This window comes from Ramlibacter sp. (assembly GCF_028291745.1).
Taxonomy (GTDB): Bacteria; Pseudomonadota; Gammaproteobacteria; order Burkholderiales; family Burkholderiaceae_C; genus Ramlibacter.
Genome location: NZ_JAQGNQ010000029.1, coordinates 1 through 23,066, shown reverse-complemented (window position 1 = coordinate 23,066; position 23,066 = coordinate 1). Strand labels below are relative to the sequence as shown.

27 protein-coding genes, 1 tRNA gene and 1 pseudogene are annotated in these 23,066 nt (G+C 66.9%); 5 read left to right on the top strand and 24 right to left on the bottom strand.

The window, feature by feature from the left end; genetic code table 11:
• Positions 1-22: 22 nt before the first annotated feature.
• The 20 genes and pseudogenes from JWP60_RS04835 to glpK all read right to left on the bottom strand — a co-directional run bounded on the left by JWP60_RS04835 (position 23) and on the right by glpK (position 12,555).
• A tRNA-Met gene (locus JWP60_RS04835) sits at positions 23-99 on the bottom strand.
• Positions 100-118: 19 nt separating this feature from the next.
• Positions 119-520: a 50S ribosomal protein L17 gene (rplQ, locus tag JWP60_RS04830; RefSeq protein WP_299787085.1), complete on the bottom strand. Its 402-nt coding sequence runs from the start codon at positions 518-520 to the stop codon at positions 119-121.
• Between the two features lie 189 nt (positions 521-709).
• Positions 710-1,699 carry a DNA-directed RNA polymerase subunit alpha gene (gene rpoA, locus JWP60_RS04825; protein WP_299787082.1) on the bottom strand — a complete coding sequence of 330 codons (990 nt, stop codon included), beginning with the start codon at positions 1,697-1,699 and terminating at the stop codon, positions 710-712.
• Positions 1,700-1,827: 128 nt separating this feature from the next.
• Positions 1,828-2,451, bottom strand: coding sequence for a 30S ribosomal protein S4 (gene rpsD / locus JWP60_RS04820; RefSeq protein ID WP_299787079.1), 624 nt, complete (start codon positions 2,449-2,451; stop codon positions 1,828-1,830).
• A gap of 127 nt (positions 2,452-2,578) precedes the next feature.
• Positions 2,579-2,983 carry a 30S ribosomal protein S11 gene (gene rpsK / locus JWP60_RS04815; RefSeq protein ID WP_299787076.1) on the bottom strand — a complete coding sequence of 135 codons (405 nt, stop codon included), beginning with the start codon at positions 2,981-2,983 and terminating at the stop codon, positions 2,579-2,581.
• A gap of 78 nt (positions 2,984-3,061) precedes the next feature.
• A complete protein-coding gene (gene rpsM / locus JWP60_RS04810; RefSeq protein WP_299787073.1) occupies positions 3,062-3,427 on the bottom strand; it encodes a 30S ribosomal protein S13 in 366 nt (121 codons plus the stop codon).
• Between the two features lie 31 nt (positions 3,428-3,458).
• Positions 3,459-3,572: a 50S ribosomal protein L36 gene (rpmJ, locus tag JWP60_RS04805; protein ID WP_011481465.1), complete on the bottom strand. Its 114-nt coding sequence runs from the start codon at positions 3,570-3,572 to the stop codon at positions 3,459-3,461.
• A gap of 92 nt (positions 3,573-3,664) precedes the next feature.
• Positions 3,665-4,984: a preprotein translocase subunit SecY gene (secY, locus tag JWP60_RS04800; RefSeq protein WP_299787069.1), complete on the bottom strand. Its 1,320-nt coding sequence runs from the start codon at positions 4,982-4,984 to the stop codon at positions 3,665-3,667.
• 31 nt (positions 4,985-5,015) lie between these two features.
• Positions 5,016-5,447, bottom strand: a complete 432-nt coding sequence (gene rplO / locus JWP60_RS04795) for a 50S ribosomal protein L15 (RefSeq protein ID WP_299787066.1) — start codon at positions 5,445-5,447, stop codon at positions 5,016-5,018.
• Positions 5,447-5,632, bottom strand: coding sequence for a 50S ribosomal protein L30 (gene rpmD, locus JWP60_RS04790; protein WP_299787063.1), 186 nt, complete (start codon positions 5,630-5,632; stop codon positions 5,447-5,449). Before rpmD ends, rplO begins: the two co-directional genes overlap by 1 nt.
• Before the next feature lie 10 nt (positions 5,633-5,642).
• Positions 5,643-6,164, bottom strand: coding sequence for a 30S ribosomal protein S5 (rpsE, locus tag JWP60_RS04785; protein WP_299787060.1), 522 nt, complete (start codon positions 6,162-6,164; stop codon positions 5,643-5,645).
• 18 nt (positions 6,165-6,182) lie between these two features.
• Positions 6,183-6,548, bottom strand: coding sequence for a 50S ribosomal protein L18 (gene rplR / locus JWP60_RS04780; protein WP_299787118.1), 366 nt, complete (start codon positions 6,546-6,548; stop codon positions 6,183-6,185).
• 11 nt (positions 6,549-6,559) lie between these two features.
• A complete protein-coding gene (gene rplF, locus JWP60_RS04775; RefSeq protein WP_299787057.1) occupies positions 6,560-7,096 on the bottom strand; it encodes a 50S ribosomal protein L6 in 537 nt (178 codons plus the stop codon).
• A gap of 15 nt (positions 7,097-7,111) precedes the next feature.
• Positions 7,112-7,507 carry a 30S ribosomal protein S8 gene (gene rpsH / locus JWP60_RS04770; RefSeq protein WP_299787054.1) on the bottom strand — a complete coding sequence of 132 codons (396 nt, stop codon included), beginning with the start codon at positions 7,505-7,507 and terminating at the stop codon, positions 7,112-7,114.
• 21 nt (positions 7,508-7,528) lie between these two features.
• The gene (gene rpsN / locus JWP60_RS04765; protein ID WP_299787051.1) at positions 7,529-7,834 is read right to left on the bottom strand and encodes a 30S ribosomal protein S14; all 306 of its coding nucleotides are present in this window, start codon (positions 7,832-7,834) and stop codon (positions 7,529-7,531) included.
• 9 nt (positions 7,835-7,843) lie between these two features.
• Complete coding sequence (gene rplE / locus JWP60_RS04760; RefSeq protein WP_299787048.1) at positions 7,844-8,383, bottom strand: 50S ribosomal protein L5; 540 nt, start codon at positions 8,381-8,383, stop codon at positions 7,844-7,846.
• Between the two features lie 2 nt (positions 8,384-8,385).
• Positions 8,386-8,700 carry a 50S ribosomal protein L24 gene (gene rplX / locus JWP60_RS04755; protein ID WP_299787045.1) on the bottom strand — a complete coding sequence of 105 codons (315 nt, stop codon included), beginning with the start codon at positions 8,698-8,700 and terminating at the stop codon, positions 8,386-8,388.
• Positions 8,701-8,711: 11 nt separating this feature from the next.
• Positions 8,712-9,080, bottom strand: a complete 369-nt coding sequence (gene rplN / locus JWP60_RS04750; protein ID WP_299787042.1) for a 50S ribosomal protein L14 — start codon at positions 9,078-9,080, stop codon at positions 8,712-8,714.
• A gap of 353 nt (positions 9,081-9,433) precedes the next feature.
• On the bottom strand, positions 9,434-11,035 hold the full coding sequence (locus tag JWP60_RS04745) for a glycerol-3-phosphate dehydrogenase/oxidase (RefSeq protein WP_299787039.1): 1,602 nt from the start codon (positions 11,033-11,035) through the stop codon (positions 9,434-9,436).
• Positions 11,032-12,555: pseudogene (gene glpK, locus JWP60_RS04740) on the bottom strand (glycerol kinase GlpK). Before glpK ends, JWP60_RS04745 begins: the two are co-directional and overlap by 4 nt.
• A 27-nt stretch (positions 12,556-12,582) precedes the next feature.
• On the opposite strand from glpK, the gene JWP60_RS04735 reads away from it, so the two are divergent.
• Positions 12,583-13,740, top strand: a complete 1,158-nt coding sequence (locus tag JWP60_RS04735) for an esterase-like activity of phytase family protein (protein WP_299787037.1) — start codon at positions 12,583-12,585, stop codon at positions 13,738-13,740.
• Entirely contained in the window at positions 13,737-14,558 is an 822-nt protein-coding gene (proC, locus tag JWP60_RS04730) for a pyrroline-5-carboxylate reductase (protein ID WP_299787034.1), read from the top strand. The genes JWP60_RS04735 and proC overlap by 4 nt, the downstream gene beginning before the upstream one ends.
• 108 nt (positions 14,559-14,666) lie before the next feature.
• Here proC and ubiA read toward each other — a convergent pair whose 3' ends face one another.
• From ubiA to recG, 4 genes are all read right to left on the bottom strand, one after another.
• Positions 14,667-15,521, bottom strand: coding sequence for a 4-hydroxybenzoate octaprenyltransferase (ubiA, locus tag JWP60_RS04725; protein ID WP_299787031.1), 855 nt, complete (start codon positions 15,519-15,521; stop codon positions 14,667-14,669).
• Positions 15,522-15,534: 13 nt separating this feature from the next.
• The gene (locus tag JWP60_RS04720; protein WP_299787028.1) at positions 15,535-16,473 is read right to left on the bottom strand and encodes a Dyp-type peroxidase; all 939 of its coding nucleotides are present in this window, start codon (positions 16,471-16,473) and stop codon (positions 15,535-15,537) included.
• Positions 16,474-16,477: 4 nt separating this feature from the next.
• Positions 16,478-17,431: a LysR substrate-binding domain-containing protein gene (locus JWP60_RS04715; protein WP_299787025.1), complete on the bottom strand. Its 954-nt coding sequence runs from the start codon at positions 17,429-17,431 to the stop codon at positions 16,478-16,480.
• 264 nt (positions 17,432-17,695) lie between these two features.
• Complete coding sequence (gene recG, locus JWP60_RS04710) at positions 17,696-19,834, bottom strand: ATP-dependent DNA helicase RecG (RefSeq protein ID WP_299787022.1); 2,139 nt, start codon at positions 19,832-19,834, stop codon at positions 17,696-17,698.
• Positions 19,835-19,940: 106 nt separating this feature from the next.
• Here recG and queA point away from each other — a divergent pair, with 106 nt between their 5' ends.
• The 3 genes from queA (at position 19,941) to tgt (ending at position 22,740) form a co-directional block, all read left to right on the top strand.
• The gene (gene queA / locus JWP60_RS04705; RefSeq protein ID WP_299787018.1) at positions 19,941-20,969 is read left to right on the top strand and encodes a tRNA preQ1(34) S-adenosylmethionine ribosyltransferase-isomerase QueA; all 1,029 of its coding nucleotides are present in this window, start codon (positions 19,941-19,943) and stop codon (positions 20,967-20,969) included.
• Positions 20,970-21,092: 123 nt separating this feature from the next.
• On the top strand, positions 21,093-21,422 hold the full coding sequence (locus tag JWP60_RS04700; protein ID WP_299787015.1) for a hypothetical protein: 330 nt from the start codon (positions 21,093-21,095) through the stop codon (positions 21,420-21,422).
• A 157-nt stretch (positions 21,423-21,579) separates the two neighbouring features.
• Positions 21,580-22,740, top strand: coding sequence for a tRNA guanosine(34) transglycosylase Tgt (tgt, locus tag JWP60_RS04695; protein WP_299787012.1), 1,161 nt, complete (start codon positions 21,580-21,582; stop codon positions 22,738-22,740).
• Positions 22,741-23,066: the final 326 nt, after the last annotated feature.

Genomic DNA, 23,066 nt, shown 5'->3' with positions numbered 1-23,066 from the left:
AAGCGAACGAATCGCTTCGAATTGGTTGCGCGGGCAAGATTTGAACTTGCGACCTTTGGGTTATGAGCCCAACGAGCTACCAGGCTGCTCCACCGCGCGTCAGAAGGGAGAGTATAGCTTATTCGGAAGCGCTTTGCTCGCCACCCGTGGATTCCGTCGCTGCGGGACGGTCCACCAGTTCGACGAGTGCCATCGGTGCGTTGTCGCCGACGCGGAAACCCATCTTCAGGATGCGCGTGTAGCCGCCCGGACGGGTCTGGTAACGCGGGCCGAGTTCGGCGAACAGCTTGCTGACGATGTCGCGATCACGCAAGCGGTCGAACGCCAAGCGCTTGTTGGCCAGCGTCGGATTCTTGGCGAGCGTGATCATCGGCTCGACAACGCGGCGCAGTTCCTTGGCCTTCGGCACCGTGGTCTTGATGGCTTCGTGCTGGAGCAGCGAATTCATCATGTTGCGCAGCATGGCGAGGCGGTGCTCGCTGGTGCGATTGAGTTTGCGAAGTCCGTGTCCGTGACGCATGGTGATTTCCTTTCCTTATATAGACCGCAGCCGGATCAGGTACTGCGGTTTCACCAATTCAAAAAAAGCAAACTTCCAGACGCAGAACTCGCAGAAGTGTCGCAGAGGACGCAAAAGAAACCTTGATGAAAGTTCTTCTGCGCCTTCTGCGTGACTTTTGCGTCTTCTGCGTCCGGTTGTTGGACGTTATCAGCGCTTGTCGAGGCCGGCCGGCGGCCAGCTTTCGAGCTTCATGCCAAGGGTCAGGCCGCGCGAGGCAAGCACTTCCTTGATCTCGTTGAGCGACTTGCGACCCAGGTTCGGGGTCTTGAGCAGCTCGTTCTCGGTCCGCTGGATCAGGTCGCCGATGTAATAGATGTTCTCGGCCTTCAGGCAGTTGGCCGAGCGCACCGTCAGTTCGAGCTCGTCGACCGGACGCAGCAGGATCGGATCGAACTGCTGCGAGCTGCGCTGCACCGGCGCGTCGAAGGCGGCGAGTTCGCTGCCCTCGAGTTGCGCGAACACCGCGAGCTGTTCGACCAGGATCTTGGCCGAGGCGCGCACCGCGTCTTCGGCGGTGATCGCACCGTTGGTCTCGATCTCCATCACCAGCTTGTCCAGGTCGGTGCGCTGCTCCACACGGGCGCTTTCGACCGTGTAGCTCACGCGCTTGACCGGCGAGAACGACGCGTCCAGCACGATGCGGCCGATCGACTTGGTCGGCTCGTCGCCGTAGCGCCGAACGTTGCCCGGCACGTAGCCGCGGCCCTTCTCGACCTTGATCTGCATGTCGATCTTGCCGCCCTGGCTCAGGGTGGCGATGACGTGCTCGGGATTGACGATCTCGACGTCATGCGGCGTCTGGATGTCGGCGGCAGTGACGACGCCTTCGCCGTCCTTGCGCAGCGACAGGGTGACCTCATCGCGGTTGTGGAGCTTGAACACCACGCCCTTGAGGTTCAGAAGGATGCCCACCACGTCTTCCTGCACCCCGTCGATCGACGAGTATTCATGCAGGACTCCGGCGATGGTCACCTCCGTTGCCGCATACCCGACCATCGACGAGAGCAGCACCCGGCGCAGCGCGTTGCCCAGCGTATGGCCGTAGCCACGCTCGAACGGCTCCAGGGTCACCTTGGCCCGGTTGAGGCCAAGCTGTTCCACGTTGATGGATTTGGGTTTCAGCAGGTTGGTTTGCATGCAGGACTTTCCTCTCAATACCCCCGGCTCGTTACGCCGGTAAGGCTTGGCCCCCGTGGCAGTGCCCCGCCCGGGGATTTAAAAAACTCGAGTACGAGGCTTCGTCAGAAGCCTCGTTTTGTCCACGTTTACCGCGAGTACAGTTCGACGATCAACGACTCGTTGATGTCGGCGCCGAATTCGTCGCGGTCGGGGACCTTCTTGAAGGTGCCTTCGGCCTTGTCGATGCTCACTTCGACCCAGGTCGGGATGCCGACTTGCGTGGCCAGCTGCAGGGCCTCGACGACGCGGTTCTGCTTCTTGGACTTGTCGCGCACGGCCACGATGTCACCGGTCTTCACCAGGTAGGACGGGATGTTGACCACACCGCCGTTGACGGTGATGGCCTTGTGGCTCACCAGCTGGCGCGCTTCGGCGCGGGTGGAGCCGAAGCCCATGCGGTACACCACGTTGTCCAGGCGGCATTCCAGCAGGAACAGCAGGTTGGCGCCGGTGTTGCCCTTGCGGCGGTCGGCTTCCTCGAAGTAGCGGCGGAACTGCTTTTCCATGATGCCGTACATCCGCTTGACCTTCTGCTTCTCGCGCAGCTGCAGGCCGAAGTCGCTGGTGCGCTGGCCGGAGGTGCGGCCGTGCTGGCCAGGCTTGGAGTCGAACTTCGACTTGTCCGCGATGGAGCGGCGCGCGCTCTTCAGGAACAGGTCGGTGCCTTCACGGCGGGAGAGTTTGGCCTTGGGGCCGAGATAACGTGCCACTTTTACTTTCCTTCAATGACTACCGCGGCCGGAACGCCGCGGGAGCCGTCGGTGAGTGCACCAACGGCGGTGGGCTTCGCAATGAAAACCAGGACACGGCGTGCGCGAAGCCACGCCGTGTTTTGTCTTAGATCCTGCGCCGTTTTTGCGGACGGCAACCGTTGTGCGGCACCGGCGTGACGTCCGAGATCGAGTTGATCCGGATGCCCAGCGCGGCGAGCGCACGCACGGACGATTCGCGGCCCGGGCCGGGGCCACGGATCTCGACGTCCAGGTTCTTGATCCCCTGCTCCATCGCGTTGCGGCCAGCCACTTCCGAAGCCACCTGGGCGGCGAACGGTGTGGACTTGCGCGAACCCTTGAAGCCCTGGCCGCCGGAGGAAGCCCAGGAGAGCGCGTTGCCCTGGCGGTCGGTGATCGTGATGATCGTGTTGTTGAAGGACGCATGCACGTGGCAGACGCCGTCGCTCACGTTCTTGCGGACCTTCTTGCGCACGCGCTGCGCAGCGTTGTTGGCAGGAGCCTTGGCCATGTCTTGGATCTTTCAGCTTTGAAGTGAGGGGTCCGGGCAACCGCGCTGCGCGCTTGTTGGTCCGACCCCAGGTACTTGTTACTTTTTCAGCGCCTGCGCAGCCTTGCGCGGACCCTTGCGGGTGCGGGCATTGGTGCGGGTGCGCTGGCCCCGCATGGGCAGGCCGCGGCGATGGCGGAAACCACGGTAGCAACCGATGTCCATCAGTCGCTTGATGTTCATCGTGGTCTCGCGGCGCAGGTCACCTTCGATGGTGAACACCGCGATCGCGTCGCGCAGCTTTTCCAGGTCGGCGTCGGTCAGGTCCTTCACCTTCTTGGAATAGGCGATACCCGTCGTTTCGCAGATCTGGCGCGCGCGCGTGCGGCCGATGCCGAAGATCGCCGTCAGGCCGATCTCGGCGTGTTGGTGCGGCGGAATGTTGATGCCAGCAATACGTGCCATGTCTTTACCTGTTAATCACTGAATCTGTGAATCAGCCCTGGCGCTGCTTGTGACGCGGATCGGTGCAGATCACGCGGACCACGCCTTTGCGGCGAATGATCTTGCAGTTGCGGCAGATCTTCTTGACGGAAGCCGAAACTCTCATGTTCTTCTCTCCTAATTCCTCTAGCCGGTTGGCGACAGGACAAGGCGCTTGAATGCCTTGGCCTGTCCCGCAATGTGATTACCTGGACCCGATCAGCCGCCGAGCGACGTCTTGAAGTTCGCCTTCTTCAGCAGCGATTCGTATTGCTGGCTCATCAGGTAGTTCTGCACCTGCGCCATGAAGTCCATCGTGACCACCACGATGATCAGCAGGGAGGTCCCGCCGAAGTAGAACGGAACGTTGTACTTCAGGATCAGGAACTCCGGCAGCAGGCACACGAAGGTGATGTAGATCGCACCGGCCAGCGTGAGCCGGGCCAGGATCTTGTCGATGTACTTCGCCGTCTGCTCGCCCGGGCGGATGCCCGGAACGAAGGCGCCGCTCTTCTTCAGGTTGTCTGCCGTCTCGCGGCTGTTGAAGACCAATGCCGTGTAAAAGAAGCAGAAGAAGACGATCGCACCTGCATAGAGCATGACATAGATCGGCTGACCGGGACTGAGCGTGCTGGCAATGTCCTTCAACCAGCGCATGCTTTCGCCCGTCGAGAACCAGTTCACCGCCGTTGCCGGCAGCAGGATGATCGACGAGGCGAAGATCGGCGGGATCACGCCGGCCATGTTCAGCTTCAGCGGCAGGTGCGAGCTCTGGCCCCCATAGACCTTGTTGCCCACCTGGCGGCGCGCATAGTTCACGAGGATCTTGCGCTGGCCGCGTTCGACGAACACCACGCCATAGGTGACCAGGGCGACGACGATGACGATCACGATCGCCACCAGCGGACCCATCGCACCGGTGCGCACCAGTTCCAGCAGCCCGCCGATCGCGTTGGGCAAGCCCGCCGCGATGCCGGAGAAGATGATGATCGAGATCCCGTTGCCGAGACCGCGTTCGGTGATCTGCTCGCCCAGCCACATCAGGAACATCGTGCCGGCCGTGAGGCTGACGACGGCGGTCATGCGGAAGCCGAAGCCCGGGTTGAGCACGAGGCCGGCGGAGCCTTCCAGCGCCATGGCGATGCCCAGCGACTGGAACAGCGCCAGGCCCAGCGTGCCGTAGCGGGTGTACTGCGTCACCTTGCGGCGACCGGCCTCGCCCTCCTTCTTCAGCTGCTCGAACTGCGGCAGGACGTAAGTCAGCAGCTGCATGATGATCGAGGCCGAGATGTACGGCATGATGCCCAGCGCGAACACCGTGAACCGCGACAGCGCGCCACCCGAGAACATGTTGAACAGGCTCAGGATGCCGCCCTGCTGGCCCTTGAACAGCTGCGCGAGCTGGTCCGGGTTGATGCCGGGCACCGGAATGTGCGCGCCGATCCGGTAGACCACCAGGGCGAGCAGCAGGAACACCAGCCGGCGACGGAGGTCGCCGAACTTGCCGGTCTTCGCGATCTGGGCTGCGTTGGTTGCCACGGGAGCCTTTCAGTCAGTAGTGACTTGCAACTTACGCCAGGGCGCCGCCGACTGCCTCGATGGCAGCCTTGGCACCCGCGGTCGCACCGATGCCGGTCAGCTTGACGGCCTTGGTGAGTTCACCGGTCTTGATGACCTTCACGTTCTTCACGTTCTGGCCCACCAGCTTGGCCGCCTTCAGCGTCAGCAGGTCGACTTCGGCCGCGCCGAGCAGCTCGAGCTGCGTCAGCGTGACCTCGCCGTTGAACTGCAGGTTGTGCGACTTGAAGCCACGCTTGGGCAGGCGACGCTGCAGCGGCATCTGGCCGCCTTCGAAGCCGACCTTGTGATAGCCGCCCGCGCGGGACTTCTGGCCCTTGTGGCCGCGACCGGCGGTCTTGCCCAGGCCGGAGCCGATGCCGCGACCGACGCGGCGGCGCGCCTTGTTCGAGCCTTCAGCCGGCTTGATGGTGTTGAGTTCCATTACAGCACCTTCACCAGGTAATCGATCTTGTTGATCATGCCGCGCACGGAGGGCGTGTCCTGCAGCTCCCTGACGGAATTCAGCTTGCGCAGGCCGAGGCCGCGCACGGTGTCGCGATGCGACTGCTTGGTGCCGATGGGGCTGCGCACCAGCTGCACCTTGACGGTCTTTTGTTCGGTAGCCATTGCGTATTCCTTAAGCGGCGAAGATGTCTTCGACCGACTTGCCGCGCTTGGCAGCCACCTGACCGGGGGTCGTGGAGTTGCGCAGCGCGTCGAACGTGGCGCGAACCATGTTGTACGGGTTGGACGTGCCGTGACTCTTGGCCACGATGTCGGTGATGCCCATGACTTCGAACACGGCGCGCATCGGGCCGCCGGCGATGATGCCGGTGCCCTTGGCGGCGGGTGCCATCATCACGTGGGCCGCACCGTGGTGCCCTTGCACCTGGTGGTGGATGGTGCCGTTCTTCAACGACACGCTGGTCATGTTGCGGCGCGCTTCTTCCATCGCCTTCTGCACGGCCAGCGGCACTTCCTTGGACTTGCCCTTGCCCATGCCGACCTTGCCCTGGCCGTCGCCGACCACGGTGAGCGCGGCGAAACCGAGGATCCGGCCGCCCTTGACCACCTTGGTCACGCGGTTCACCGCGATCATCTTCTCGCGCAGGCCGTCTTCCGGACCGTCACCCTGACGGTTAGCTTGAATCTTTGCCATCTTGTGTATCCGTGTCCGTTAGAACTGCAGGCCGGCTTCGCGAGCCGCTTCGGCCAGCGCCTTGACGCGGCCGTGGTAGGCAAAACCGGCGCGGTCGAAAGCGACCTTCTCGACGCCGGCAGCCTTCGCCTTCTCGGCGATGCGCTTGCCGATCTCCTGCGCAGCGGCCACCGTGGCCCCCTTGCCGGAGCCACCGAGTTCCTTGCGCAGGCCGGCTTCGACGGTGGAGGCCGTGGCCAGCACCTTGGAGCCGTCGTCCGAAATCAGCGTCGCGTAGATATGCAGGTTGGTGCGGTTCACCGTCAGGCGAGCCACGCCCTGCGTCGCGATGCGGATGCGCGTCTGGCGCGAGCGGCGCAGACGCTGTTCCTTCTTGGTCAACATCGTCATGCTCCTTACTTCTTCTTGGTCTCTTTGATCACGATCTTTTCGTCCGAATAACGGATGCCCTTGCCCTTGTAGGGCTCAGGCGGACGAACAGCCCGGATCTCGGCGGCCAGTTGGCCCACGCGCTGGCGGTCGGCGCCCTTGACCACGATCTCGGTCGGGGTCGGGGTGGCCACCGTGATGCCCGCGGGCATGTCGATGTTCACGGGGTGCGAATAGCCCACCGTGAGGTTCAGCTTGTTGCCGCCCTGGGCAGCAGCCTTGTAGCCCACGCCCACCAGGTTCAGCTTCTTCTCGAAGCCCTTGGTGACGCCGTTGACCATGTTGTTCACCAGCTGGCGCATGGTGCCGCTCATGGCGTTCGCTTCACGCGATTCGTCGGCGGGCAGGAAGGTCAGCTTGCCGCCTTCGTTGCTCACCTTGACCAGTGCGTTCTGCGTGAGCAGCAGCGTGCCGCCCGCGCCCTTGACGCTGATCTGGTCTTCCTTGATCGCCACGTCGACGCCCTGGGGGACGGCAACCGGCATTTTTCCGACTCGGGACATTGCTCTATCCTTCCCTTAGGCCACGTAGCACAGCACTTCGCCACCGACACCGGTAGCGCGCGCCTTGCGGTCGGTCATCACGCCTTGCGGGGTGGTGACGATCGCCACACCCAGGCCGTTCATGACCTGGGGGATCGCGTTGCGGCCCTTGTAGACGCGCAGGCCGGGGCGGCTGACGCGTTCGATACGCTCGATCACCGGACGGCCGGCGTAGTACTTCAGCGTGATCAGGAGTTCGGACTTGCCGTTCTCGCTCTTCACCTGGAAGCCGTCGATGTAACCCTCGTCCTGCAGGACCTGGGCGATGGCCACCTTCACCTTGGAAGAGGGCACCGACACCGTCGCCTTGGAGACCATCTGCGCGTTACGGATACGCGTCAGCAGGTCGGAGATGGGATCACTCATGCTCATAGTTGTCTCTCCTGCCCTGCTTTACCAGCTGGCCTTGGTGATGCCGGGGATGTTGCCGGCGAAGGCCATCTCGCGGATCTTGTGGCGCGCGATGCCGAACTGGCGGAAGGTGCCACGGGCACGGCCGGTCAGTTCGCAGCGGTTGCGCTGGCGCGTGGGATTGGCGTTGCGCGGGAGCTTCTGCAGCGTCAGGCGGGCTGCCATGCGCTCGTCGTCGCTCTTCTTCGCATCGTTGGCGATGGACTTCAGCGCTTCGTACTTCTTCGCGTACTGGGCGACCAGCTTGTCACGCTTGAGTTCACGCTGGATCAAGGCAGTTTTAGCCACGGTACAACCTCAGTTCTTGAAGGGAAAACGGAAGCCCGCGAGCAGCGCCTTGGCTTCTTCGTCGGTCTTGGCCGTCGTGGTGATCGAGATGTTCAGGCCGCGCACGGCGTCGACCTTGTCGTACTCGACCTCCGGGAAGATGATCTGTTCCTTGACGCCGATGTTGTAGTTGCCGCGGCCGTCGAAGGCGCGACCACTGACACCACGGAAGTCGCGCACGCGCGGCAGGGCCACGGTGACGAAGCGGTCGAGGAATTCGTACATCCGGGCGCCGCGCAGAGTGACCATCGTGCCGATGGCCTGGCCTTCGCGGATCTTGAAGCCGGCGATGGCCTTCTTGGCCTTGGTCACCACGGGCTTCTGGCCGGAGATCTTGGTCAGGTCGCCCACGGCGTTGTCCATGACCTTCTTGTCGGCGACCGCCTCGCTCACGCCCATGTTGAGCGTGATCTTGGTGATGCGCGGCACCTGCATCGGCGACTTGTAGCCGAACTTCTCGATCAGCTGGGGAGCGACCTTGTCGCGGTAGTGTTGTTGCAGACGGGACATGGTCAGACCTTGATTGCTTCGCCGGAAGACTTGAACACGCGGCTGCGGTTGGCACCGTCGACCTTGATGCCCACGCGATCGGCCTTGCCGGTGGCGGGGTTGAAGATCGCCACGTTGGACTGGTGGATCGGCATGGACTTTTCCACGATGCCGCCCGTGGCGCCCTTCATGGGGTTCGGCTTGGTGTGCTTCTTCACCAGGTTGATGCCTTCGACGACGACATGCTCGTCGTCCTTGCGCAGCACGACGCGGCCGCGCTTGCCCTTGTCCTTGCCGGCCAGGACGATGACCTCATCACCTTTGCGGATCTTGTTCATGGCGGGGTTCCTTACAGGACTTCCGGGGCCAGCGACACGATCTTCATGAACTTCTCGGTACGCAGTTCGCGCGTGACCGGGCCGAAGATACGGGTGCCGATGGGCTCCAGCTTGTTGTTGAGCAGAACGGCGGCATTGCCGTCGAACTTGATGAGGGAGCCATCGCTGCGGCGGATGCCCTTGGCGGTGCGGACGACCACTGCGCTGTAGATCTCGCCTTTCTTGACGCGACCCCGCGGAGCGGCTTCCTTGATGCTCACCTTGATGATGTCGCCCACGCTCGCGTAGCGACGCTTGGAGCCGCCCAGCACCTTGATGCAAAGAACGGACTTCGCACCGGTGTTGTCGGCGACTTCGAGCCGAGATTCAGTCTGGATCATTTCGTATATTCCCAACTTGACCCGAACGCACCCCGCAAAAACCATTTTCGCGGGACATCGGGGCAGTCTTGGGCCCGCCGTCGTCTCGGGACCCGCAGGCCCGTTGATTCCGTCTGGGCGACGTCTGCCAGCCTTTGAAGCTGACCGACTGGATTTGCCATAGCCACCTCGCCTCCAAAAAGGCGAGCCCTCGATTATGCATTGGGTCTGGCGGTCTGTCAAACGGCTCCTGCATGCCGGGCTAACCAGCCCGGGTTGAGCCGGCGCCCGTAGGCTGGGCTCGCGCAGCGACCCCAGCTTTGCTGCCTGCGCAAACCGCTGGGGTGCGCGTTGCGCAGCCCAGCCTACGCCGGTCAGGCGGGCATCTTCAAATAGCTGGCCGCCAGCTCGCGCAAGCCCGCCGCCTGCGGATCCCGTCCCGTCTCCTCCTGCAACACCGCGCCAACCTCAGCGGCCAGCGACCCGGCCAGTGCCGCATCGGTGAACAGCAAGCGGCTGCGCCGCGCCAGCACGTCCTCCACCGTCCGGGCATATTCGTGGCGGGCGGCAAACCGCACCATCGCGATGGTCAGCCCGCCGCCGAGATGGCGGTCGGCGCCCGGCAGCGCGGCCACCTGGTCCGCCTCGCCGCCATACAGATGCAGCCCGGGCGCGGCGCTGATCGGCGTGGCCACGGCGGCCGCGGCCGGTGCGCCCACCAGGGGCAGGTCGGCCGTGACCCCGCCGGAGCGGCGCGGCAGCAGTCCGGCTGCGAAAGTGTTCTCCAGCACGTCTTCGGCCATGGCCCGGTAGGTCGTCCATTTGCCGCCGGTGACCGTCACCAGCCCGCTGCGGCTGACCAGCACGGTGTGCTCGCGGCTGATCGCCTTGGTGGGCTCGCCGTCGTCGCCCTGCGGCTTGACCAGGGGACGCAGGCCGACCCAGAGGCTGCGCACATCCTGCGGCCGCGGCGCCTGCACCAGGTAGCGGCCTGACTCGCCCAGGATGAATTCCAGCTCCTGGCGAAACGGCCGCGGCTCGCGCGGCAGGTCGCCGCGGGGGGTGTCCGTGGTGCCCAGGATGACCTTGCCCATCCACGGCACGCCGAACAGCACGCGGCCATCGCTGGTCCGGGGCACCAGCAGCGCGTGCCGGCCTGGAAGGAACTGCGCATCGACGACCGCGTGCACTCCCTGGCTGGGCGCCACCATCGGCCCGATCGGCCGGCCGGCGGTGCGCGCGTCTTCCTGCCGCAGCTGGTCGACCCACACCCCGGTCGCGTTGACGATGCATCTGGACCGCACGGTGAAGGCGCGTCCGCTCTCCGCGTCGCAGCAGGTCAGCCCGGCCAGCTTGCCTTGCGCATGCAGCAAGGAGGTGACGGCGCAGTAGTTGACCACCAGCGCACCGCGGGCGGCGGCGCTGCGAGCGAGGGCGAGTGCCAGGCGCGCGTCGTCGAACTGCGCGTCCCAGTACTTCACGCCGCCCTTGAGGCCTTCCGGCCGCACGGTCGGCAGGCAGGCCAGGGTCTGGCTGCGTCCGAGAAATTCGGTGGGACCCAGGCGGGCCGCGCCGGCCAGCGCGTCGTACATCTTCAGGCCGGCGCCATAGAAGGGCGTCTCCCACAGCCGATACGAGGGCATCACGAAAGGCAGCGGCTGCGCCAGGTGCGGCGCGTTGTGCAGCAGCGTGGTGCGCTCATGCAGCGCCTCGCGCACCAGGCCGATATTGCCCTGCGCCAGGTAGCGCACGCCCCCGTGCACCAGCTTGGTCGCGCGCGACGACGTGCCCTTGGCGAAGTCATGCGACTCGAGCAGCACCACGCTGAAGCCCCGCGCCGCCGCATCGAGCGCCACGCCCAGGCCGGTGGCACCGCCGCCCACGACGGCCACGTCCCAGGTCCCGCCCTCGGCCAACCGGCCCAGCAGTTGCTCGCGCCGGGTGGGGGCGGCGCCGGTTGCAGCCGCGGTGCTCAAGGCCGTGCCCAGTTCTTCGCGCGCTCGACCGCCTCCCGCCAGCGGGCCAGCTTGCCCGTGCGTGCGCTCTCGGCCAGGCGCGGCTCGAAGCGCCGCTCGGCGCGCCACTGCGCCGCGATCTCGTCGGCCCCGCTCCAGAAGCCGGTGGCCAGTCCGGCCAGGTAGGCGGCGCCGAGCGCCGTCGTCTCCGTCACTTGCGGGCGCACCACGGCGACGCCCAGGAAGTCCGCCTGCATCTGCATCAGCAGATTGTTGCGCGAGGCGCCGCCGTCCACGCGCAGTTCCGTCAAGGGAATGCGCGCATCGCGCGTCATCGCCGCGAACACGTCGGCCGACTGCAGCGCGATCGCCTCCAGGGCGGCCCGGGCGATGTGCGCGCGGGTCGTGCCGCGGGTCATGCCCACCAGCGTGCCGCGCGCATAGCCGTCCCAGTCGGGCGTGCCCAGGCCTGCGAACGCGGGCACCAGGTAGACGTCGCCGGTGTCGTCGACCTGGGCGGCGAGCGACTCCACTTCGGCCGCCGACTGGATGATCTGCAGACCGTCGCGCAGCCACTGCACGGTGGCACCGGCCATGAAGACACTGCCCTCCAGGCAATAGGCCGTGCGGTGGCTGCCCGCCGGCCCCTGCCAGCCCACCGTGGTGAGCAGGCGGTTGCGGCTGCTGACCGGCTGAGCGCCGGTGTTCATCAACATGAAGCAGCCGGTGCCCTAGGTGTTCTTGGCCATGCCGGGGGCAAAGCACGACTGGCCGAAGGTGGCGGCCTGCTGGTCGCCGGCGATGCCCGCGATGGGCAGCGCGGCGCCGAGCAGCGAAGACTCCGTCTCCGCCAGCACGCCGCTGGAAGGCAGCACGTCCGGCAGCACGGCGCGCGGGACGCGCAGCAGCGCCAGCAGTTCGTCGTCCCAGTCCTGGGTGTGCAGGTTGAACAGCAGCGTGCGCGAGGCGTTGCTGGCATCGGTGGCGTGGACGCGGCCGCCGGTGAGGTTCCAGACCAGCCAGCTGTCGACGGTGCCGAAGGCCAGCTCGCCGGCCTCGGCGCGGGCGCGCGCACCGGGCACGTGATCGAGCAGCCATTCGAGCTTGGTGCCGGCGAAGTACGCGTCGATCACCAGGCCCGTCTTGCGGTGGATGCGCGCCGCGTGGCCGGCGCGGCGCAGTTCGTCGCAGCGCGCCGCGGTGCGCCGGTCTTGCCAGACGATCGCGTTGGCGACCGGGTGACCGGTGGCCCGGTCCCACAGCACGGTGGTCTCGCGCTGGTTGGTGATGCCCAGGCCGACGAAGGCATCCGCTCCCGCGCCGCAGCGCTCGATCGCTTCCAGCGCCACGGCGTGCTGGGTCGCCCAGATCTCGCGCGCATCGTGCTCCACCCAGCCCGGCTGCGGAAAGATCTGCCGGAACTCGCGCTGCGCCACGGCTACCACGCCGCCCTGGCGATCGAACACGATCGCGCGCGAACTGGTGGTGCCCTGGTCCAGGGCCAAGATGTATTTCATCGCCGCCCAGCGTACCTCATGCATCGCGCGGACGGCTAGACTCCCGCTCGCATGAATTTGCCTTCGTCTGCTCCGGTCTCGCGTCGCATGCTGCTGCGCGGCGCCGCGGCCGCCTGCGTGGCGCCATTTGCAGGTTGCGCCACGCGTGCCGAGGCGCCGGCGCCCACCGATCCGCCGCAACTGCGACTGCTTGGCGAGACCGTCCTGCCGCATCGCCTGCAGTTCAAGAACACCACCGTCGGCGGCTTGTCGGGCATCGACCACGATCCGGCCACCGGGGTCTGGGTGACGCTGAGCGATGACAAGTCCGAACTGAACCCGGCGCGCTTCTACACCTTGAACGTCGACCTGCGCGAAGGCGAGCTGCGCGTCGAGGTGCTGGACGTGATCACGCTGCGCGCAGCGGACGGCCAGCCCTATCCCAAGCGCAGCACGCGCGGCGAAGTGGTGGACCCCGAGGCCATCCGCCTGCTGCCGGGCGGCCGCGGCGTGCTGTGGACCAGCGAGGGCGACGAGCGCGTCGACCAGCAGCCCGGCGTGCGCGAGTCGCGGCTGGATGGCAGTCTCGTGCGCGAGTTCGAGATCCCGCGGCACCTTGGCTTCGGGCAACGACCCGGTACCGGCGCCCGCGACAACACCACCTTCGAAGGCCTGGCGCTCACGCCCGACGCGCGCATCGCCTGGGTGGCGATGGAGGCGGCCTTGCAGCAGGACGGCCCGGTGCCCGGCGTGGGCCGGCCCGGTGGTCCGTGCCGCTTCACGGCCTTCGACGTCGCGAGCGGCCGCGCCGTGCGCCAGCTCGCCTACCTGCCCGATGCCGTGCGGCATGCGCCCGCCATTCCGGGCGGCTTCAGCGACAACGGCGTGAGCGAGATCCTGATGCTGGACGCCGACCGCATGCTGGTGCTGGAGCGCGGCTACAGCATGGGCGTGGGGATGTCGCTGCGCCTGTATGCGATCGACACGCGCCCCGCCAGCGACACGCTGGCATTCGACCGGCTGCGCCCCGGCGACTACCAGCCGGCGGCAAAGCGCCTGGTCGCCGACTTCGCGCAGCTTGGGCTCTCACGCCTGGACAACACGGAGGGCATGTGCTGGGGCCCGCGGCTGCCCAATGGCCATCGCACCCTGGTGGTGGTGAGCGACGACAATTTCAGCGCGCGGCAGATCACGCAGTTCGCCGCCTTCGAATACCTGGAACCAACATGAACGACCGCAACTCCCGCATCGCCTTCATCGGCGGCGGCAACATGGCCAGCGCCATCATCGGCGGGTTGCTGCAGCAAGGACTCGCCCCCGCGCAGGTGGCGGTGGTGGAGCCCTTCGCCGAAGCGCGCGCTCGCCTGCAGCAGCAGTTCGGCGTGCAGGCGCAGGAGCAGCCCGACGCCACCCTCGCCACTGCGAGCCTGGTGGTCTGGGCGGTGAAGCCCCAGACCTTCAAGGAGGCGGCGGGGCAGGCGCGGGCCCACGTGCAGCAGGCGCTGCAACTGAGCGTGGCCGCGGGCATCCGCTCCGACAGCATCGCGGCCTGGCTGGGCAGCGAGCGCATCGTGCGGGCGATGCCCAACACGCCGGCGCTGGTGGGCAAGGGCATGACGGCGCTGTATGCGCGCGGCGCTGCGGACGCCGCCGACCGCCAGCGGGTGGAACAGGTGATTGCCACGACCGGCGAATTCCTGTGGGTCGAGCAAGAGCGCCAACTCGATGCAGTCACCGCGCTCTCGGGGTCCGGACCGGCTTACGTGTTCTATTTCCTCGAGGCGATGGTGCAGGCCGGCGCGGAGATGGGCTTGTCGCAGGACCAGGCACGGCAACTCGCGGTGGCCACGTTCGCGGGCGCTTCGGAACTGGCCCGCGCCTCGAGCGATCCGCTGCAGACACTGCGCGAGCGCGTCACGTCCAAGGGCGGCACGACCTACGCGGCGCTGATGTCGCTGGAGGGCGACCAGGTGAAAGCCGCGTTCGTGAAGGCGCTGCACGCGGCGTGCGATCGCGCGACGGAACTGGGCGACGAGTTCGGCAAGTGATGCGCTGCCGGGGTTCGGCGCCATGCGCGCTTACCCCGTGCATCGTAGGGTGGGATGCCGAAGGCACCCCACCTTGACGCGTGGGTGGAGTGCCTTCGGCATTCCACCCTACAGGAGATAGCCCACGACCGTCCCCGCGAACAACGTGAAGCCGAACCAGTGGTTCACCCGGAACGCGCGGAAGCAGCCCTCCCGCGTGCGCCCGCGAATCAGCGTGAAGTGCCACAGCGCCTGCGCCAGTGCGGCGGCGCTGGCGAGCAGCAGGACGATGGTGGGGATGCGCCCCGCCATCACCACGGCCCACGTCGTCACGGCAATCAGGTAGCTGGCCATCACCACCGGCACGTCCGCGCGGCCCAGCGTGATTGCCGACGTCTTGATGCCGATGCGCAGGTCGTCGTCGCGGTCGACCATCGCGTATTCCGTGTCGTAGGCCAGCACCCAGAACAGGTTGCCGAGCAGCAGGACCCAGGCCAGCAGCGGCACCTCGCCTTCCACCGCCGCGAAGGCCATCGGAATGCCGAAGCTGAAGGCGACGCCCAGCACCGCCTGCGGCATCGCGACGAAGCGCTTGGCATAGGGATAGATCACCGCGATGGCCAACGCCGCGAACGACCATTCGATGGCCGCATTGTTGGTGGTGAGCACCAGCGAAAAAGCCAGCGCTGCCAGCACCGCGCCGAGCGCCAGCGCCTCGCGCACCGACACCGCGCCGGTGGTGACCGGCCGCTGCGCCGTCCGCTTGACGTGCCGGTCGAACTCGCGATCGGCGACGTCGTTGAGACAGCAGCCGGCGCTGCGCATCAGCACCGTGCCCAGCGTGAACACCGCCACCAGGTGCCAGCCCGGAAAGCCCTCCGCCGCGATCCACAGCGCATAGAGCGAAGGCCACAGCAGCAGCAGCCATCCCGCGGGCCGGTTCCAGCGGATCAGCTCGAGGTAGAGCGCGAGGCTATGACGCATTCAGCGGGCTGGGCTACAGCCCGAGCTGGCGCAGATCCAGTCGGCCAGCGCGCATCGGCGGACACCAGAAGTAGGCGCCGGTCACCGGCTTCGAAATCTTGAACAGCGCATCGGTGATGTCGTCGTCGTAGCCCGCCATGCGTCGCATCTGCGCCTCGAAGGCATCGAAGGACTTGCCGAAGGCGACGAACATCAGGCCGGCCTGCATGCTCATCATCCACGGCATCGAGCGGCGCAGCACGAAGGCCTCGGGCTCGAAGCTCTCCTGCGTGGTGCGCTTCACGTGCGCGCTCTCGGGGGCGTCCTCGATTTCCGCGTTGTCCGCCATGCGGCGGCCGAAATGATGGTCGCGGGCGTCGTCCGCCAGCGCCTCGAAGGCGTCGAGGTCGTGCACCCACTGTTGCGTGGCGACGAAGCTGGAGCCGTCCAGCCCCTCGCCCAGGCCGTGCGCGAAAGCCGCTGCCACGGCCTTCTCGCCTTCGGGATTCTCGGTGCCGTCCTCGAAGCCGGTGAGATCGCGGCCGTGGCCGCCCTCGCCCCAGGCGTGGCGGAAAGCGTCCAGCACGTGGCGCACCGCGAAGGCCGGCGCCAGCGCCTTCTGCACCTTGCGCGTGACGTGCAGCAGGTCACCCAGGTCGGAGCCGCGCAGCCAGCACCACAGCGTGGCCGGCGTCGACGGCACCTTGACGCCGTGCTCCGACAGGTCGGGAAATTCGCGAATGCCGGGCACCTTGCCGCCCAGCGCCTTCACCAGCGAGGCGCCGAGGCCCACCACCACGTCGCTGCCGTCGACCAGGGGCGACAGCCGCGTCAGTGCCTCGCGGATGGCGGCCTCGTCGACCGAGGGATCCTGCAGGTTGAACAGCACGTAGCGGGCCACGGGCGGCACCGCCTCGAGGATGCCGGGCTGGTACAGGGTCTGCTTGCCGGGGGGGCTGTCTTCGTCTCTCATGGCTTCACGATAATCTCTTTACGCCCGGGAGTTCGCAGGCGTAGATCGAATTGCGCAGCGCGGCGATCGCCTCGTAGCGGGTGAAGCTGCGGCGCCAGGCCAGCACCACGCGCCGGCTCGGCGGATCGCCCTCGAAAGGGATGTACTTGACGAAGGCCTGGTCGTCGCTGCGCCGCCTCGGCCGCGCGACGAAGGCCTCCTTGGGCACCGACAGGCGCGGCACCAGGGTGACGCCCATGCCCGCGGCCACCATGTGCTTGATCGTCTCCAGCGAGGAGCCCTCGAAGCTCTTGCGGATGCCTTCGGCATCGCTGGAGAAGCGGGCGAATTCCGGGCATACCTCCAGCACGTGGTCGCGAAAGCAGTGGCCGGTGCCGAGCAGCAGCATCGTCTCCTGCTTCAGCTCCTGGGCGTTGATGGCCTTGCGCGCGGACAGCGGATGGGTGCTGGGCACCGCCACCATGAAAGGCTCGTCGTAGAGCGGCGCGATCGCCAGCCCGGTGTCCGGAAAGGGTTCGGCCATGATCGCGCAATCGATCTCGCCGGTGCGCAGCATCTCCAGCAGGCGGACGGTGAAGTTCTCCTGCAGCATCAGCGGCATCTGGGGCGTGCGCGCGATCGCCTGCCGCACCAGGTCCGGCAGCAGGTAGGGGCCGATGGTGTAGATCACGCCCAGGCGCAGCGGCCCGGCCAGCGGGTCCTTGCCGCGCTTGGCGATCTCCTTGATGGCCGCGGCCTGCTCCAGGACGCTCTGCGCCTGCCGCACGATCTCGTCCCCCAGCGGCGTGACGGCGACCTCGCTGGCGCTGCGCTCGAACAGCTTCACCTCGAGCTCGTCCTCCAGCTTCTTGATCGCCACGGAAAGCGTGGGCTGCGACACGAAGCACGCCTCGGCCGCCCGGCCGAAATGCTTTTCGCGGGCGACGGCGACGATGTATTTGAGTTCGGTGAGCGTCATGGCCGAGGGCGGAATTGTCGTTCAAACGCGGCTTGGGCGGTGGGGGTTGGGGGCGATGGCAGGCGCTGCGCGGGCGGAAAGAGGTTGAACGCAGAAGACGCAGAAGTGACGCAGAAATCGCAGAAGGACAGCCATGAAGGAGGACGGATTCTCTGCCTCCTTTCATCCGACGTTTTTTCTGCGATTTCTGCGCTACCTCTGCGTCTTCTGCGTTCTACCCGCTTCGGCTCGCGCGGCACCTCCACAGGGCCCACCAGAAAAAGCTCAAGCCTTGAGATAATCCTGCCGCCCTCCCAACCAGCGGGCAACATGGCGCTCGACCAGGTCCGGGTGGCGATCGAGCATCAGCGGCGCAAGGGCGCGGGCCCACTCCAGCAGGTCGGCGTCGGTCGTGAGGTCGGCAAACCGCAGCAGCGGCGCGCCCGACTGGCGCGCCCCAAGGAATTCACCGGGGCCGCGGATCTCCAGGTCGCGCCGGGCGATCTCGAAACCGTCGCCGGTCTCGGCCATCGCCTTGAGCCGGGCCCGCGCCGTGTCCGACAGCTTGCCGCTGTCGCCGGCCGAATACAGCAGCACGCAGGCCGACGCCGCCGCGCCGCGACCGACGCGCCCGCGCAGCTGGTGCAATTGCGAGAGGCCGAAGCGCTCGGCGTGCTCGATCACCATCAGCGAGGCATTGGGCACGTCGACGCCCACCTCGATCACGGTGGTCGACACCAGCACGCCCATCTGCCCGCCGGTGAACAGCGACATCACGGCCTTCTTCTCCGGCGCGGGCATGCGCGAATGCAGCAGACCCACCAGCACGCCGGGCAAGACCTCGCTCAATTGCCGGTGCGTCTCGGTGGCGTCGGTGAGGTCGAGCGTCTCGCTCTCCTCGATCAAGGGACAGACCCAATAGACCTGCCGGCCGGCTTCGAGCTGGCCGCGGATGCGTGCGATCACCTCCTCGCGGCGGCTGTCCGAGATCAGCTTGGTGACCACGGGCGTGCGGCCGGGAGGCAGTTCGTCGATCGTGGAGACGTCGAGGTCGGCGTAATAGCTCATGGCCAGCGTGCGCGGGATCGGCGTGGCGGACATCATGAGCAAATGAGGCTCCCGCTGCGCGGCAGCCTCATCCAGAGCGTCCGTGCTCCCCCCTTCCCCGGCCCTCCCGCTGGAGGGGGAGGGAGTTGCATCAGCACGCATCTTGCCGCGCAAGGCCAGGCGTTGCGCCACGCCGAAGCGATGCTGTTCGTCGATGACGGCCAGCGCCAGCGCCTTGAACTGCACCTGCTCCTGGATCACCGCGTGGGTGCCGACCACCAGGGCGGCCGCGCCGCTGGAAACCAGTTCGAGCATCGCGCCGCGCTCCTTTTTCTTCTGGCTGCCCGTGAGCCACGCGACCCGCAAACCGCGCGGCGCGAGCAGCGGCTCCAGCCATCCGATCAGCTTGCGAAAGTGCTGCTCCGCCAGGATCTCGGTGGGCGCCATCAGCGCGCATTGCCAGCCGGCATCGATGGCGATCGCCGCCGCCAGCGCCGCGACGACGGTCTTGCCCGACCCGACGTCGCCCTGCAGCAGTCGGTGCATGGGCCGGTCTCGCGCCAGGCTGGCGGCGATCTCCTCGCCCACGCGCCGCTGCGCCGACGTGAGCTGGAAGGGCAGCGCCGCCAGCAGTTGTTCGTGCAGCGCGCCGGCATGCGTGGCCAGCGCGGGCGAGCGCAGTTCGTCGTGGGCACGCCGGCTTTGCACCTGCGAGAGTTGTTGCGCGAGCAGCTCCTCCGCCTTCAGGCGCAGCCACGCGGGATGGGTGCGATCTTCCAGCGCCGCGAGCGACACCTCCGGCGTGGGATGGTGCAGGAAGCGCAGCGCCTGCCCCAGGCTCCATGCCGTCGCCTGGCCCGGCGCCGGCGGTGCATCCGGCGGGATCGTCTCGGACAGATCCGCGCGCGCCAAGGCACTGGCCACCGCCTTGCGCAGATAGGGTTGCGGCAGTGCGGCGACCGTGGAATAGACCGGCGTCAAGGCCTCGGGCAGTTCCCCACCCGCGACCTTGTACGCCGGATGCATCATCGTCCATCCGAGGAAGCCGCCCTTGAGCTCGCCGCGGATGCGCAGGCGCGCGCCTTCGGCCAGGGCCTTCTGCTGCGAGGGATAGAAACTGAAGAAGCGCAGCTGGCAGGTGTCGCTGCCGTCGTCGACCGTCACCACCAGCTGCCGCCGCGGCCGGTACGCCACCTGGCTGTCGGTGACCCACGCCTCGATCTGCACCGGGTCGCCCTCGCGCGCATCGCGCAGCTTCACGATGCGGGTCTCGTCCTCGTAACGCAGGGGGATGTGCAGGGCCAGGTCGATGTCGCGATCGAGGCCCAGCTTGCGCAGGGCCTTCTGGGGTTCGGACAAGGCCTTGGTTTCCGGCATGGGACAATTCTGCCTTGCTCCCTCTTCGGTACGGACGGGCGCTTCGCGCCGCGTCCGCAGGCAGAGAATGCATCGCGACCGCGATGCATAGCGGTCCTCGAATTCCATGCGACATTTTTCACTCGGCGATTTCGACTTCGCCCTCCCCCCCGAACTGATCGCGCAGCACCCCGCGCCCGAACGCAGCGGCTCGCGCCTGCTCGATGGCACCGGCAGCGCGCCGGTCGACCGCGGGTTTCGCGAATTGCCGAACCTCCTGCAGCCCGGCGACCTGCTGGTGTTCAACGACACGCAGGTGGTGAAGGCGCGCCTGTTTGGCGAGAAGCCCACCGGCGGCAAGCTCGAACTGCTGGTGGAGCGGGTGCTCACGGATCGGGAAGTGGTGGCCCACATGAAGGTGAGCAAGAAGCCGCCCGTGGGTACCGCGCTGCGCATGGACGGCGGTTTCCTTGCCACGCTCCTCGGTCGCTGGCCCGACGCCGACGGCCCCCTCTTTCGCTTTGGCTTCAGCGACGATCCGCATGCGCTGATGGAGCGGCATGGCCACGTGCCGCTGCCACCCTACATCACGCACGGGGACACGGCGGAAGACGCGCGGCGCTACCAGACCGTGTTCGCGAAAAACCCGGGCGCGGTCGCCGCACCGACTGCCGCCCTGCATTTCGACGAAGCCGTGCTGGCCGCCCTCGACGCCCGCGGCGTGGAGCGCGCCAGCGTCACGCTGCACGTGGGCGCGGGCACCTTCCAGCCGGTGAAGACGCAGGACATCGCGCAGCACCGCATGCACAGCGAGTGGTACCAGGTTCCGCAGGCGACGCAGCGCGCGATCGAAGAGCTGCGCGCGCGTGGCGGGCGCCTGGTCGCGGTGGGCACGACCACCGTGCGCACGCTCGAGTCGTGGGCGAAGACCGGCGTGGCGAGCGGCGACACCGACATCTTTATCACGCCGGGTTTCGGCTATCGGCAGGTCGATCTGCTGCTCACCAATTTCCATTTGCCCAAGTCGACGCTGTTGATGCTGGTGAGCGCGTTTGCCGGCTATGAGGAGATGATGGCGCTGTACCGGCACGCAGTCGAAAGCCGCTATCGATTCTTCAGCTACGGCGATGCGATGCTGCTGGCCCGGCGCGGGTAGCTCGCCAGGCGCTTGGCTTGGGCGGCACTTACGGCCGGATCCGGCGCAGTCCGACAAGCGCGACGAAGCGCCACGCGATCAGATCGGGGCTTCGAACAATCGCTTTCGCAGGAGCACTCTTCCATGCAACGCACTCTCATGACCCTCAGCTGCGCCCTGGCGTTCGCCGTGGTGGGCGGCAGCGCGCTGGCACAGCAGCAGCAAGGCTCGGGCTCCGGCACGGCGGGCAGCGGCAGCGGGTCCGGAACCACCGTGACGGAGAAGGTCAAGGAAGCGGCGCACACCGTCGCCGAGAAGACCAGGGAAGTCGCCGAGAAGGTCAAGGAAAAGGCCAAGGAGAACAGCCAGAAGAACAAGGCCGCCGCGAGCAACGACACGACGGCAGGCGCGGGCAAGGGCGAAACCACCGCGAGCGCTGGCAGCCGGAAGAGCGGCAGCGCGTCCTCGAAGTAAGACAGCGCCCACGGCCGTCCGCCTCAGGCTAGCGGCGTCTGCAGCCCGCGCCCGCTCTGCCCCACGGCCACCACCGGGAGGTGGTTCACCTCCTGGGCGACTGACGCCAACATCCCGCTGCCGGCGGGGGTTGGAGCGCGTCGGGGACAATCGAGGGATGCTCCGTTTCGACCTGTTGAAGACCGAAGGCCTGGCCCGCCGCGGCCGCCTCACCCTGAACCACGGCGTCGTCCAGACGCCCATCTTCATGCCCGTGGGAACCTATGGCACGGTCAAGGGCGTCATGCCGCGCTCGCTGGAGGAGATGGGCGCGCAGATCATCCTGGGCAACACCTTCCACCTGTGGATGCGGCCCGGCCTCGACGTGCTGCAGCAGTTCGGCGGCCTGCACCGCTTCGAGCAGTGGAACCAGCCGATCCTCACCGACTCGGGCGGCTTCCAGGTGTGGAGCCTGGGCGAGATGCGCAAGATCGCCGAGGAGGGCGTGAAGTTCGCATCGCCGGTCAATGGCGATCGCCTCTTCCTCACGCCCGAGATCTCGATGCAGATCCAGACCACGCTGAACTCCGACATCGTGATGCAGTTCGACGAATGCACGCCCTACGACACCAAGGGCCACCTCACGACCGAGGCCGAAGCACGCTTCTCGATGGAGCTCTCGCGGCGCTGGGCGCTGCGCTGCAAGGCGGAATTCGCGCGGCTGGAAAACCCGAACGCGCTGTTCGGCATCGTGCAGGGTGGCATGTACGAGGGGCTGCGCGAGGACTCGGTGGCGGCGCTGGTGGAGATGGATTTTCCCGGCTACGCCGTGGGTGGCGTGAGCGTGGGCGAGCCCAAGGAGGACATGCTGCGCATCATGGCGCACACGCCGCATCGCCTGCCCGAACACAAGCCGCGCTACCTGATGGGCGTCGGCACGCCGGAGGACCTGGTCCAAGGCGTGACGCAAGGCGTCGACATGTTCGACTGCGTGATGCCCACGCGCAATGCGCGCAACGGCCACCTGTTCACGCGCTTTGGCGACCTGAAGATCCGCAACGCGAAGCACCGCAAGGACGAGCGGCCACTGGACGAGACCTGCAGCTGCTACACCTGCCGCGGCCACACGCGCGCCGACGGCACCATCAGCGGCAGCTTCTCGCGCGCTTACCTGCACCACCTCGATCGCTGCGGCGAGATGCTGGGGCCGATGCTGGCGACGATCCACAACCTGCACTACTACCTGAACCTGATGAGCGAGATGCGCGTGGCGCTGGATGTGGGAGCCTTCGCTGAGTTCGCGCGAAGGTTCAGGCAGGATCGGGCGCGGGGGGTGTGAGCTCCGGGGCGCCACGGCGGCTGCGTGGATTGCGGGTCAAGCCCGCAATGACATCCCTCGGCGCGCGCGATTCTCCCTGGATGTCATCCCGGGCTCGACCCGGGATCCACGGCGGCGCTCAAACACAGGCCACAGACTACGGGTCAAGCCGCAACGACAGGCACTTCAAGAAGCCGTCCCCAGCAGCCGCTGCACGCACTCCCTCAGGTGTTCCGGGCTCACCGCTGCTGCCGGAATCGCGGTGCCGACCTGCAAGCCGACGCGATTGAACATGCCGCGGCGCAGCGGCCGCACCATGGCCTGGCCGTTTTCCACGCGGCTGAAGA